General features: G+C 53.1%; 11 protein-coding genes. 7 read left to right on the top strand and 4 right to left on the bottom strand.

All coding sequences use genetic code 11. From position 1 onward, the window contains the following. Positions 1 to 10: 10 nt before the first annotated feature. Positions 11 to 1,111 (bottom strand): DUF4831 family protein, encoded by a 1,101-nt coding sequence (locus tag QZ170_RS04375; protein WP_297177695.1) that lies wholly within the window; start codon positions 1,109 to 1,111, stop codon positions 11 to 13. Positions 1,112 to 2,298: 1,187 nt separating this feature from the next. On the opposite strand from QZ170_RS04375, the gene pflB reads away from it, so the two are divergent. From pflB to QZ170_RS04340, 7 genes are all read left to right on the top strand, one after another. Further along, on the top strand, positions 2,299 to 4,530 hold the full coding sequence (pflB, locus tag QZ170_RS04370) for a formate C-acetyltransferase (protein ID WP_297177692.1): 2,232 nt from the start codon (positions 2,299 to 2,301) through the stop codon (positions 4,528 to 4,530). Positions 4,531 to 4,614: 84 nt separating this feature from the next. After that, a complete protein-coding gene (gene pflA, locus QZ170_RS04365) occupies positions 4,615 to 5,343 on the top strand; it encodes a pyruvate formate-lyase-activating protein (protein WP_297177689.1) in 729 nt (242 codons plus the stop codon). A 140-nt stretch (positions 5,344 to 5,483) separates the two neighbouring features. Beyond that, on the top strand, positions 5,484 to 5,738 hold the full coding sequence (locus QZ170_RS04360; RefSeq protein WP_297177686.1) for a YtxH domain-containing protein: 255 nt from the start codon (positions 5,484 to 5,486) through the stop codon (positions 5,736 to 5,738). A gap of 129 nt (positions 5,739 to 5,867) precedes the next feature. Then, positions 5,868 to 6,716, top strand: a complete 849-nt coding sequence (locus QZ170_RS04355) for a hypothetical protein (RefSeq protein WP_297177683.1) — start codon at positions 5,868 to 5,870, stop codon at positions 6,714 to 6,716. Positions 6,717 to 6,746: 30 nt separating this feature from the next. Beyond that, complete coding sequence (locus QZ170_RS04350) at positions 6,747 to 7,628, top strand: carbohydrate kinase (protein ID WP_297177681.1); 882 nt, start codon at positions 6,747 to 6,749, stop codon at positions 7,626 to 7,628. 338 nt (positions 7,629 to 7,966) lie between these two features. Further along, positions 7,967 to 8,686 carry a hemerythrin domain-containing protein gene (locus QZ170_RS04345; RefSeq protein ID WP_297177678.1) on the top strand — a complete coding sequence of 240 codons (720 nt, stop codon included), beginning with the start codon at positions 7,967 to 7,969 and terminating at the stop codon, positions 8,684 to 8,686. Positions 8,687 to 8,722: 36 nt separating this feature from the next. Next, positions 8,723 to 9,334 carry a LuxR C-terminal-related transcriptional regulator gene (locus tag QZ170_RS04340; RefSeq protein WP_297177675.1) on the top strand — a complete coding sequence of 204 codons (612 nt, stop codon included), beginning with the start codon at positions 8,723 to 8,725 and terminating at the stop codon, positions 9,332 to 9,334. A gap of 466 nt (positions 9,335 to 9,800) precedes the next feature. On the opposite strand, the gene QZ170_RS04335 is transcribed toward QZ170_RS04340, so the two are convergent. The 3 genes from QZ170_RS04335 to QZ170_RS04325 are packed head-to-tail and all read right to left on the bottom strand — an operon-like array spanning position 9,801 to position 13,435. Continuing rightward, the gene (locus QZ170_RS04335) at positions 9,801 to 11,318 is read right to left on the bottom strand and encodes an oligosaccharide flippase family protein (protein WP_297177672.1); all 1,518 of its coding nucleotides are present in this window, start codon (positions 11,316 to 11,318) and stop codon (positions 9,801 to 9,803) included. Between the two features lie 12 nt (positions 11,319 to 11,330). Continuing rightward, positions 11,331 to 12,374 (bottom strand): Holliday junction branch migration DNA helicase RuvB, encoded by a 1,044-nt coding sequence (ruvB, locus tag QZ170_RS04330; RefSeq protein WP_297177668.1) that lies wholly within the window; start codon positions 12,372 to 12,374, stop codon positions 11,331 to 11,333. An 8-nt stretch (positions 12,375 to 12,382) separates the two neighbouring features. Next, complete coding sequence (locus QZ170_RS04325; RefSeq protein WP_297177664.1) at positions 12,383 to 13,435, bottom strand: alpha/beta hydrolase; 1,053 nt, start codon at positions 13,433 to 13,435, stop codon at positions 12,383 to 12,385. Between the last annotated feature and the right edge of the window lie 349 nt (positions 13,436 to 13,784).

Below are 13,784 nucleotides of genomic sequence, written 5' to 3'. Positions count from 1 at the left end.
TCTGTGAGGGTTATTCCTGATGGATGCTCAGGATCGCCCCTGTCCGTGTGTCTAGGTAGACGGCTGTCGGCTGGCTCGGTGCAAGGTTAAACATCTTCGGGGCCAGAGCCTGCTGCGTACCCAGCTGTGTGAGGGGGAGCTTATCCGAGGCCAGCTTACGCCCCTCATAGGTGAGGGTCAGTAGCGCCTCCCCTGGGAGGTTGTAGACGACGCTACCCTCGAGTAGCTTGTCCTTTTTGCGTTGCTCCTTCTCTCCGAGGGGCTCGGCACGCTCTGTTGCCTGCAGGGAGAGCAGGACTGGTGCACCGCTCAGATCATCTCGTCCCACGAGCCCACCGAGCTCAGAGAAACGGGCAATGACGACATCACGTGCATCCTCTCCCGTGGGGTCGTATACAAAGCTGTAGGTCGTCACACGCTCAGTCGTGTCCCCGAGGAAGAGGCGCTGTGTCCTGCGCTCCTCCGCACGTAGGCGATCCAGTACGAGACGCATGGACTCGCCATCCTTCGGCATATTGTCCACCGAGCCCGTGAGGATATTCATCGCACTCTCTCGTACCTCGTAGAGGTAGTTGGCAGCGATCTCGGCCTGCTTAGACTTCGTACCGGCCTGGGCATATTCGCGGGGCAGAGAGGGCAGAGCTCGGTCAGCGACCTTCTGCTCTAAGACTTGGACGGGGGGGAGGTAATGGGATGAACTCTCCTCGGTCGATCCCATACTGCCATTGATCGAATAGAGGATCCCACGATCAGTCAGCATGACAAAGGGGGCAGTACTCTTCTTATCAAAGGCTATGAGGTACAGCTTCGTCGTGTCGGGCTCACCTAAGATACGTAGTGTCGAGCCTGTGATCTCATAGGTCCTCGTTGGCTCTGCGGTGGCCTTTTGGCTCAAATACTTATCTGCATAGCTAGATAGCACACCTGGGGTATAGGTACGCTCACGTACCACGATGCTGATCTGTACCTTAGTCTGGGGGAGTCTATAGACGATACCATAGTCGGTCTCCTTAGTCACATCATAGCGTTTGACCTTTGTCTGAGCATAGAGCCCAGCCTGCGCGAGGCAGAGGCAGCCGAGGGCGAGCAGGGAGCGTTCTAGTCGAATCATGAATACCTATATATGTTATGTAGAGCTTAGTCTCTCAGGACAAAACTACTAAAAACTATACGGATGGTCAAGCCCTTATCATCCTATCCCCCTTGATCGTGTATCATTTGTCCGCGCTAGACTCACCTGTAGAAGAGATACGTATGATACCTGCAGGCTGGGTACCCAGAGCCATACAAGGGGGGCTCCTCTCATTCTCTCGCACACACATTATATTGTATATAGGGCATAGAATGGGGGATCTAAGCCACACCCTCTGCCTCTATTTGGCAGGGCTGACGCATGAAATCTCCATCGTGCGAGGGCAAGGTCGTCAAGGAGTATACGCCGAAGATAGAAGTATCCGTGTCCTAGGTGTAGAGATCCTCAGCGTATACCTCCTGCCTAGTAGGGATGAGTATACACGTGTGTACACATCTGTATACCCACGTGTACACTACTGTATACACGCGTGTACACTACCTCGCTCTAAGTATGTCCCCAGAAGACCCCGCTTGTATGTCTATTCCTTGGGGATAATACGTAGGATCTCTAGTGATGGGCTAAGGCTCCCTAGGATATAAAATGATACCCCCGAAGAACCAAAGGCAGGAGTTGCGAGCCAGATCATGCGTAGGCCCTGCACTTGCCCTCAAGAGTGAGCGTAGCCCTACACGCACTCCACTAGGAGAGCCCCCTCTCCCAATAGCCCCTATATAGGGCATTTCGAGGGGGTGAAAGAGGAGATACTGAGAAGGGAAGATAGGTCTCGGTATGCTGGTCCTCATCACCTATGTAAGGTGACAGGTGCGAACATACCGAGAAGGGGAGAGCGCTCTCGGTATGCTCGTCATCGTCACCTATGTAAGGTGATTGGTACGGATATACCGAGTCTGATTCCAGCCACATTATCTACCTCCTAGTAGGGGGCTCGAGATGCGCACTACGACCATCATCCAAGTCACTCAGCAGTCATCACAGAATGTGCGTCAGGTAGGCTATGGTGAGACTGGAGGTAGAGAAGATAATGAGAAGACCAGAGAGCATCTAAGGCACAAATGACAAGCGGAGTTTGCAATATGAATATTTATTGTACCTTTGCGATGTGAACGTTTCTCCAAGCGGGAGGGCACGTACACAACAAACTACATCAATCATCAAGAACTGCAGAAGACAAGCTGCACTAACCAATCCAAAAGCATTCAGTCATGCAAGAGCAACCAAAGTTCAAGGCTGGAGTGTGGGTAGACGAACTTAACGTACGCGACTTCGTTGCCCAGAATGTCACTCCTTACGACGGGGATTCTTCCTTCCTATGTGGTCCCACAGAGAAGACCCGCCGCGTGTGGGAGCATTGCCTTCAGGCTCTCAAGGAAGAGCGTGATAACAACGGAGTCCGCTCCATAGACACCAGCACGGTATCTGGCATCACCGCCTTTGCCCCTGGCTATATAGACAAGGAGAACGAAGTCGTCTTCGGCCTACAGACCGATCAGGTACTCCGCCGTGCGATGAAGCCCTTCGGCGGCTACAAGGTCGTCGAGAAGGCTGTACATGAGAACGGCCTAGAGGTCGACCCTCGTGTTACCGACATCTTCACTCACTACCGCAAGACACACAATGACGGAGTCTTCGACGTCTACACCGAGGAGATCCGCTCCTTCCGCTCCAATAGCTTCCTCACAGGTCTCCCTGACAACTACGCTCGTGGCCGTATCATCGGTGACTATCGTCGTCTCGCCCTCTATGGTGCAGACCGACTAATTGCGTGGAAGAAGGAAGACCTACATGCTATACACGGCCCCATGACCGAGGCTACCATTCGCCTACGTGAGGAGGTAGCCGAGCAGATCAAGGCGCTGAAGAAGATCGTAGAGATGGCTGCAGGCTATGGCTTCGATGTCCGTCGTCCAGCCTATAATGCACATGAAGCCGTACAGTGGGTGTACTTCGCCTACCTAGCAGCGATTAAGGATCAGGATGGTGCGGCGATGTCTCTTGGTAACGTCTCTAGCTTCCTAGATATCTACCTCCAGTACGACCTAGACCATGGGACACTCACCGAGGAGCTCGCTCAGGAGCTCATCGACCAGTTCGTCATCAAGCTACGTATGGTACGCCACCTACGTATGGCCTCCTACAACGAGATCTTCGCAGGTGACCCAACCTGGGTTACAGAGTCCATCGGAGGACGCCTATTCGACGGCCGTCACAAGGTCACCAAGACCAGCTTCCGCTTCCTACAGACACTCTACAACCTAGGCCCCAGCCCAGAGCCTAACCTCACGGTACTCTGGAGTCCATCACTCCCCGAGGGATTTAAGGAGTTCGCTGCTCAGGTATCGATCGACACCTCCTCGATCCAGTATGAGAATGACGACCTGATGCGTGGCACACGTCACTCTGATGACTATGGGATCGCCTGCTGCGTCTCCTACCAGGAGATCGGGAAGCACATCCAATTCTTCGGTGCCCGTACCAATCTAGCCAAGGCTCTGCTACTGGCTATCAATGGCGGTCGCTGTGAGATCAGTGGTACGCTGATGGTCGAGGGTATCCCCGAACTCAAGGGAGAGGTACTACACTTCGACGAAATCTGGGCCAACTACCTCAAGGTGCTCAAGACGATCGCTCGTGTATATAATGAGTCGATGAATATCATCCACTACATGCACGACAAGTACTACTATGAGGCCGCACAGATGGCATTCATCGACACCAACCCCAAGATCAACCTCGCCTACGGGGTAGCTGGGCTCTCCATCGCTGCCGACTCGCTCTCTGCGATCAAGTATGCCAAGGTCACTCCGATCCGCAACGCACAGGGGCTAACAGAGGACTTCAAGGTCGAGGGTGACTTCCCCTGCTATGGCAACGACGATGATCGCGCCGACAGTATCGCATACGATATCACCCACATATTCTCAGGCATGCTCAAGGAGCTCCCTGTATACAAGGATGCAGAGCCTACCCTATCCGTCCTAACGATCACCTCCAACGTCATGTACGGCAAGAAGACAGGTGCTACCCCCGATGGTCGCCATGCCGGTGTCGCCTTCGCCCCTGGAGCTAACCCCATGCACGGGCGTGACAATCACGGGGCGATCGCTTCCCTCAGCTCTGTAGCCAAGCTTGACTATACAGATGCAGCAGACGGGATCAGCAACACCTTTAGCATCATCCCCCACTCCCTTGGGTCAAACAAGCAGGAGCAGGTCGAGAACCTCATCTCGATGATGGATGGGTACTTCTCCAAGGGGGCACACCACCTCAACGTGAATGTGCTCAATAGAGAGATGCTCGAGGACGCTATGGAGCACCCCGAGAACTACCCTCAGCTCACCATCCGCGTCTCGGGCTATGCGGTGAACTTCGTCAAGCTCAGCCGTGAGCATCAGCTCGAGGTCATCTCTCGCTCCTTCCACAAGCGCATGCGCTAAGGGCTCACACCACACTATATCTATCTGACAAGTAGCGGGCGAAGGATCTACCGACCCTTCGCCCGGTCTACTCATTACTCAGCTATGCTTCGTGTTCATTCCTTTGAGTCCATGGGTACCTTCGACGGCCCAGGCCTTCGTCTCGTGGTCTTCCTTCAGGGCTGCAACTTCCAGTGTCTCTACTGTGCCAACCCCGACACCATCCCCATAGGGAAGGGAGGAAAGCTCATCGAGGAGAGTGAGGTACTCCGCAGAGCCATCAGCGAACGTCCCTTCTTCGGCAAGCGAGGTGGGGTTACCTTCAGCGGTGGCGAGCCCACGGTACAAGCGGAGGCTCTTATCCCCCTCTGCCGTGCGCTCAAGGAGGAAGGGATACACATCTGCCTAGACTCTCAGGGGAGCATCCGTAATAGACATGTAGACGAGCTCCTATCCATCGTAGATATGGTGCTACTCGACTGCAAGCACATGCTCCCCAAGGAGCACCAGCGCCTCACGACACAGAGCAATGCCAACACCCTGCTCACAGCCGAGCAGCTAAGAGCCATGGGCAAGCCCGTACGCCTACGCTATGTCTTCGTCCCTGGCTACAGTGATCAGCCCGAGGCTCTACATGCACTAGGACAGCACTTCGGGGGCTTCGAGAATATAGAGCGACTAGAACTCCTTCCCTACCACACCTATGGCAAGCACAAGTATGAGACTCTGGGTAAGCCCTACCTCCTAGAGGATGTACATGAGCCCACCCCTGAGGAGATCGCCTCAGCACAGGCCATCCTAGAGCATTACTTTCCCGTCGTCTGGACACAGTAGGTGGCGAGGCTGTTCCACAGTGAGGCGAGCTCTATCACGACGCCCTAGATGACTTTTGGACTATGAGAGCTCTAGGAGCAAAAATATAGCTACCTTTATACTGTTATTTCGCATTACTCATCTAAATAGCATCAACAATCATGGCTAACTGTTCAAAGGGGAACTTCCTCCTCGGGCTACTCCTCGGAGCCGCTGCAGGAGCTGCTGCAGCTTACTTCTCTGACCGTCGTCACCGCGAGGTCTTCGCCGACAATGTATCTAGCACCGTAGAGCGTGCTCGTGACAGTATCGTCGAGGGCTACTACGAGGCTAAGGAACGCTATAACCGCTACCGCAATAGACTCACCGACGAGGCGAACGATCTCCTTGAGGAGATAGAGAGCGCTAACGACTAGCGCAATATCCCGCCCCCAAGGGATATGCAAGGAGAGGAACACACGTAGGCATCAGCTCTTGGACAAGGAGTGGGTGCGTGTGTTCCTTCTCTTGCTTTGATGGATGACACGGACGAATATACTAGAATAATGAGACAGCAATCTACCGACAACCACACTCCTCAGGATCTGCTGAGGCACCTAACGATCCTCTCTCGCCGAAGCATTGACTATTCCGTCCTCTCCCTCGGCACAATGGTGGGACGAGGGCTCTCCGCTGTCGTCACCTGGTGCATCCTAGGCTTCCTGCTATTCAACCTCCTACTCTTCCTCAACATCGCACTAGGCTTTGCCCTAGCTAACTGGAGCGAGAGTTCGCCAGCTATTGGGTTCCTATACCTTGCATGCGGGTATGCCGTACTGAGCCTACTCTTCCTGTGTATACGTGCCTTAGTAGCACGCTCCATACGTGCCTACGTCGCACGACGTACGCTGAGAGCTACGCTCCAGCTTAACCACAAGATCGCTGGTATCCCATACGTCAATCGGGTACCCTACCAGACCTTCGCCAAAGAACCCGACAGAGAGCGACCCTATACGACTCTCCAGTATGCACACAACGAGACCATGCTTGACATAGACCGAGCAGCAGGTGTAGTCCTACGTGATACCATCTATATCAAGAACCACTACCCCGAGATACTCTCCCAGCGACTAAGACAGGAGACGCTTGGCTACATATCCGACATCCCCATCCTAGGAAGAGCCCTCCAGTATATTAGCCCTAAGCATCAGTCCCCGCGTACTAGACGTCATCGCTATCAGAGCAATCATACCTCATCCACGCCCTCCCCGACTGAGGGCTATCAGAGATACCTCCCCTATGTACGTATGGCATGGGACTTCATCCGCCCTACCCTGACGGCAATTATACTAGGGAAGCTACAGAGTGGCTTACTCGGCCTCTTCCTCAAGAAGAGTCCGAAGAGGAGGAGATAACGATATCAGACTACGAACTATAATAGAGATATGAAGAAGACAATCGTCGGGATCGGAGAGATCCTCTGGGACATCTTCCCAGACCGTAAGGCGCTCGGAGGAGCACCTGCCAACTTCGCCTACCACTGTATGCAACTAGGACATGAAGCCTATGCTGTCAGCGCTATTGGCAAAGACCCACTAGGAGAGGAGGTCAAGAGAGAACTCGCCAACAAAGGACTACAACATATCCTCCAGGAGGTGAGCTTCCCAACGGGCAAGGTACTCGTTACCCTAGCAGAGACAGGCAGTGGGAGCTACGACATACAAGAGAATGTCGCATGGGATCACATCACGTTCACACAGGAGCTAGAGCAACTCGCCCGCCGCACAGATGCCGTCTGCTTCGGGTCACTTGCCCAGAGGTCAGAGGAGACCGCTAGCACCATACACCGCTTCCTAGCTGCTATGCCGGCCGAGAGCATCAAGGTCTTTGACATCAACCTCAGACTCAACTACTACACTGAGGCACTCATACGTGACTCCCTAGAGCATGCCACTATGCTCAAGCTCAATGATGAGGAGGTATCTACCGTAGCACAGCTATTGAAGCTCGAGGGATCCATAGAGGCTGTCTGCCACCAAGTCCTTGAGCTCTTTGCCCTAGACTCCGTCATCTTGACTCGCGGTGCCTATGGGTGTAATATCTATACAGCAGGGGGAAGTAACTACCATCCATCTAAGGAGGTGACCGTCATCGACACCGTAGGGGCAGGCGACTCCTTTACGGCGGCCTACGTCTCAGCACTACTGGCAGGTAGATCACGTCCCGATGCTATTCGCTTCTCTACTCAGGTCGCAGCCTTCGTCTGTACACAGCGAGGAGCTATGCCAGCCCTCCCCCAAGAGTACAGAATGTGGCTAGAGGAGTAAGTAGGATATGGTAGGGATGAGTAGGGAAGCTATCCTGCAGTGTGTAGCGCTGTAGGATGTAGAAATAAGCATGGCCACCTCTCCCGAGGTAGCCATGTCTTCGATTTATCACTTAAACGGTTTACTATTTACAAGAGCTGTGCTAACAAAAGCTGTATCACTCTCACATTGCAAAGGTAGACCAATGATAGAGCATCGACAATACCTACATATCATGATTATTTAGCATTTACCTACCTAATATGGTGGATTGTGTAAGGAGGTATTAAGCTCTACCTTTGTAACGAGGATCTCATAAAGGTCTCCTACAAACTCATTCAATCATCCTATCTCGGCAAATGAACTCGTATAGACATCTCCTGGGACAAGCCTTCTCCGCTCCTGTTACTGCTCGCTCCAAGATGAGCGACCTCATCACTGGGAGCGCCCCAGCCCTACTCATCATCACACGCTTCGGGATCCCCTTGGGCTTCGGAGATAAGAGTATCGGCCTACTCTGCAAGGAACATGGGGTGGATACACACACGCTACTTCTCCTAGTCAATAGCTCGATCCTCGAGGGGTACGAGCCGACCTCGGAGCAGATCGCCTCAATACACTTGGATAGCTTGATTACCTACCTGCTGAACTCACATGCCTACTTCCTCGACTTCCGCCTACCCTTGATCCGTCAGAGGCTTCTATCTGCTATCTCCAACTGTCCACAGGAGCTTGCCTACGTGATCCGCCGCTTCTTCGACGAATACGTAGAGGAGGTACACAAACATATGAACTATGAGGATCGTACCGTCTTCCCCTACGCACGTCGCCTAGCCTCTGGAGAGCGAGACGGCCATTATAATATAGGTATCTTCAGTAAGCGCCACGATCAGATCGAGCTCAAGATCACAGAGCTCAAGAACCTCCTGATCAAGTACTATACGGCGCCTAGTGGCTACGAGCTCACAGCTGTCCTACACGACATCTTCAGCGTAGAGATAGACCTAGCAGCCCACAACTACATCGAGGACTCCATCTTCACTCCCTACATACAGTACCTAGAGAGCAAGACCAAATAACCTCTGGCTCGCCACCATATCCTATCGCTCACTTATATGGTCACCCCGATAAAGATCGCTGTCGCTGAGCCCACCTCTATCGTGCGCTCCGGCCTAGAGACACAGCTCCGTAAGCTACTCCACTACAAGGCTCAGATCATCAACCTACTGGACGATAACAGGAAGGAGTGGCAGGACGTCGCCAGCGTAATCTCCGCTGACATCTTCATCATCAATCCCCTACTCACAGGGTCGAACCCGCGGCTATACCTACCGAACCTCCCCTACGAGACCAAGCTCCTAGCCCTTTGCTATAGTCCCTATGACTCGATGTTCCTCAAGGAGTTTGATGGGGTCATTAGCCTATCTGATACAGCCCTGCAGATCTCCGAAACGATCGATCAGCTCCTACAAAACGAGAGCTCTGCCTCAAGCACGACGACCGACTCGCAGAGCCTCACTCCACGGGAGCGGGAGATCATCATCTGTGTCGTCAAGGGGATGACCAATAAGGAGATCGCTGGACAGCTCTACCTCTCCACTCACACCGTCATCACCCACCGGCGCAACATCTCCAAGAAACTACAGATACATAGTCCTAGCGGCCTGACCATCTATGCAATCATGAACAAGCTCGTAGAACTCGAGGATATCAAGCAGGATCTGTAGCTACCCCTCATCAGCCTCATCACAGAGCCCCCACACTCTCCTACGCTAGGATGGGTGTGGGGGCTTCTCCTTGTCTAAGGTATGCGGTGTGTAAGTTTGTCCTTAGCTTTAGCTTCGTCACTTCCTTTGCATCAGCAAAAGAGGTCTGTCAATCGATAAAATAAATGAAGCCCGACCAATGTACACATCTCGTGTACGGGTCAGGCTTCTACCGTTTAAGAGCTTGTCAAGCATCTCCTACTGCTCCGATCTTAGGCTATCCTAAGCCTCACTGCTGTAGAGACAGAGACAAGAAATAGTAGTCTCTCCTCACCTCTCCGAGTGGGAGGGCAATGGAGGTATTGTTTCGTACTGCAAAGATAAGAAAAAAGTACACACTAATACCTAGTAGTGGGTATATTCTTTGGTAATTCTAAGGAAGTACCCCCTAGTATGTACTAGGAAGTACCTAGATCACCCCTTCCCCCTAGCGATGTAGTATTCGTCCAAGCTTCATCCTTAGCTGGTCTATACTCTCTCTTGGGACTTCACGGCGTAGGATCACAAGGGAAAAGGCCACTAAGACCATCGTATTCGACGCCATCTGCAGTAGAGGCGATCCCTCTAGCACACATCCTATCCCCCACTCTAGCCCGTAGCAGAGGCTCGTCAGCAGGATATAGCCTCCGAGCTTTCTTAGCTCGTAGTCTACGGGATAATACTTCTGTCCGAGGAAGTAAGAGAAGAGCATCACCCCGCCATTGGCGATTACTGAAGCCCAAGCACATGCCATGAAGCCATATCTAGGGGCTAGGACTACGATGATCAGCACCGTCAGTGCACAGCCTAGCACAGAGAGTATCCCGCCCCAATAGGTACGATCTGTGACCTTGTACCAGAGGGAGAGGTTAAAGTACACACCGAACATCAGCTGCCCCGCCATGATCCACGGTACGACACTCAGACCCGGATAGTAGGCTGGACGAATGAGGAGCTTCAGCACATCCATATAGCTCACCACTGCGAGGAATATGAAGAGTGTGAAGAGTACATAGTACGTCATCGCTGACGAGTAAGCCCTACGTGCTGAGGCATCATCCTTCTTCTTCTCTGCGAAGATAAAGGGATCGTAGGCATATCGGAAAGCCTGCGTAAAGAGCACCATCACCACGGCGAGCTTGTAGCAAGCTCCATAGATCCCGAGCTGTGTATGAGCATAGCGTGCGTCATCGAAGAGCATCGGGAAAAGGATCTTGTCCGCTTGATTATTGAAGTTACCTGCCAGACCTAGGAGCAGTATCGGGAAGGCATAGCTCAGCATCTCCCTTAGTAGCCCCATATCCAGCCTTCCCCTAGCATGGCGTAGTGTAGGCAGTAAGAGTACGAACTGGATTACGTTCCCGATGAGGTTTATTCCAAAGATATAGTCAAGAGCCTGCTCCCTCGGACGAAAGTCTCCAAGGAACGAGGGAAAGACCTGCCCCAACCAGGGCAACACATAGAAGGCAAAGAGCGTCAGCGCAATAGTCACAAGCACAAAGCTCATACGTACAGCGAAGAACCTCCATGGTCTCTGCTCATACCTCAGATATCCTAGTGGAATGGCCATGAAGGCATCACTAGCGACGATAATCAGCAGATAGACGATGAGCCTACTCTGGCCTGCTACGTGTAGTGCCTCAGTCAGCGGGCTAAGCACGGCTAAACCAATGAGCACAAAGAGGAGTGAGCTACCCCCCAGCGCATAGAGCGTCGTCGTGTAGACATCCTCGGGTCGCTCGTGCTTATTTGCAAAGCGGAAGAAGGTCGTCTCCATCCCATAGGTCAGCAGGATCATTAGGATCGCCGTCCAAGCATAGAGGTTCGTCATCACCCCAAACTCCTCGGGCACCATCACCTTCACGTAGACGAAGGTCAGCAGCCAGTTGAGGAACCGCCCGAACATACTACTTAGTCCATAGATCGCCGTATCCTTGATCAAGGACTGCAGTGTGCTACTACTCATATCTCGACGTCTCTAGTAGCTATCATCATCGAAGAATCCACCTGCTGGACGCACTCGTGGCACACGCCCTAGGTGACTATAGGCTAGCTCCGTAGCCTCTCGGCCTCGGGGGGTACGCTTCAGGAAGCCCTCCTTGATCAGATAGGGTTCATAGACCTCCTCTACGGTACCTGCATCCTCTCCTAGCGCAGTGGCTATAGTCGTGAGCCCGACAGGGCCACCCGAGAATTTATCGATAATCACCCCGAGGAGCTTATTATCGATATAGTCCAGACCATATCGGTCTATATTCAGAGCCTCTAGTGCGAAGCAAGCGATCTCTCGGTCGATACGTCCATTACCCTTGACCTGCGCAAAGTCTCGTACACGTCTCAGCAGGGCATTGGCAATACGGGGTGTCCCTCGGCTACGAGAGGCAATCTCTGCGGCAGCCGAACTATCGCAGGGCACCTCGAGGATGCTCGCCGAGCGATGTACGATCCCCGCAAGGGTCTCCACATCATAGTACTCGAGATGGAGGTTAATCCCGAAGCGAGCCCTCAGTGGTGCGGTCAGGAGACCACTACGGGTCGTAGCACCGATGAGGGTGAAGGGATTAAGGTCGATCTGTATTGAGCGAGCCGAAGGACCCTTGTCTAGCATGATGTCGATCCGATAGTCTTCCATCGCAGAGTAGAGATACTCCTCTACAATGGGACTAAGGCGATGGATCTCATCGATGAAGAGGACATCATTAGGCTCCAGCGAGGTGAGTAGCCCCGCTAGATCCCCGGGCTTGTCGAGCACGGGGCCAGAGGTAATCTTGATCCCCACCCCGAGCTCTGCTGCTACGATATGCGAGAGGGTCGTCTTCCCTAGTCCCGGAGGGCCATAGAGGAGGACGTGATCTAGGGCATCCGAGCGCATCTTCGCCGCCTCGACGAAGATCTTGAGGTTACCGACAGCCTTATCTTGCCCAGAGAAGCTATCGAAGGATATCGGGCGGAGAGCTCGGTCTACCTCCTGCTCCTCCTCGGCATACCGTGCCTGCTTACGTATATCGAAGGTCTCTGCCATGTATTCGTCTAGTGTGTGGAGGGAGCAGTTGAGCACTGATCGAGGAACTCGAAGAGTACCCGATAGGCCATATCATAGGCCTGAGGGTCGCTGGATAGGAAGAGGTCGTGCTGCCCCTTGTGTATACTCTGTCCATGCACGTTCGGGCCTAGTAGCACCCCATAACGCCACATGTCGGAGACATCCAGCACGAGGTCTGCCTCGTTGTACTCTGGGCGCCAAGTCTTCTCAGGACGGATGCTCCTATCTGAGGTCATCAGTAGGATGGGGAGACGCAGATCTAGCCCCTTCTGCAGTCGCTTCTGTCCCTCCCGTATAGCTCTCATCCAGGAGAGTTTGATCGGGTGCCCGTGACTCTTCTTCCAGTTCGGATTGTAGTCCCATCGCCCATGATGAGCCTTCAGTAGCGTCTGCGCATACATCTCTGGCTCCTTGGACACCCCGGACACCACCTTGTTGGGCATCAGGGAGGCCGAGCTACTCAGTAGGGGGACGATAAAGCGTTCCTGAGTGGGGGAAAAGTTGAAGTCAAAGAAAGGACTATTCAAGATCAGTCCACGCACCCCATCCTTGTTGCCCGTATCGTGGAGATAGAGTGAGGTGATAAGCCCTCCCGTGGAATGCGCTAGGATATAAATCTCCGAGTGTCCCTCTGTGGAGCGTATGAAGTGAAGGGCTGCAGAGAGCTCCTCCTGGTACTCGGTCATATCCCTTGCCTCGAAGGCATCCTGTCCCTCCCTGAGAGAGCGACCATACTTCCTCAGATCAAGGGCGTAGAAGGAGTAGCCGTGGTGTACGATACTATCTCCAAGCTCCTTTTGGAAGAAATAGTCGTTGTATCCATGCACATACAGCACCGCACGATGTCTAGTCCCCGTAGCGATACGATGGACGAGGGTCGCTACGACGGTTCCTGAATAGTCGGGCTTCAGCTCCAGCGTCCGTTGCTCATATCCCTTCAGGCTATCGGCCCTCCACTGGGCGAAGGACTCCCCTCCCACTAGAGGGAGTAATAGGAGGATGAGTATCCTCCCTAGGCTATGTCTTAGGTCTAGTCTCATACTAACAATGCATTATTGGCTCTGCTTCTGAGGGCTTCTTTGGGATTAAGCTATTGGTTAGTCCCCCCAAGTCCCTAATGCAAAGATAACCTAAATCACCCTAAGCCCCCACGTCAACCACTGCGAAGACCAGGGCCGACACATGATCTCGCTCGTACACTCCTGCCTTTGGATCTTCGGGGGTATTATTTCATATCCCAGGGAGCCTTAGCCCATCACTAAAGATCCTAGGTATTATCCCCAAGAAACAGACACACAAGGGAGCCCTACAAAGGATATACTTAGAGCGAGGTAGTGTACACGCGTGTATACTGTTGTGTACACGTGGGTATACAGTTGTGTACACGCG

The sequence above is a fragment of the uncultured Porphyromonas sp. genome, from assembly GCF_905372525.1.
Classification (GTDB): domain Bacteria; phylum Bacteroidota; class Bacteroidia; order Bacteroidales; family Porphyromonadaceae; genus Porphyromonas.
Note: the sequence above shows the minus strand (reverse complement) of the source record. Positions and strands in the feature narration are given on the sequence as shown.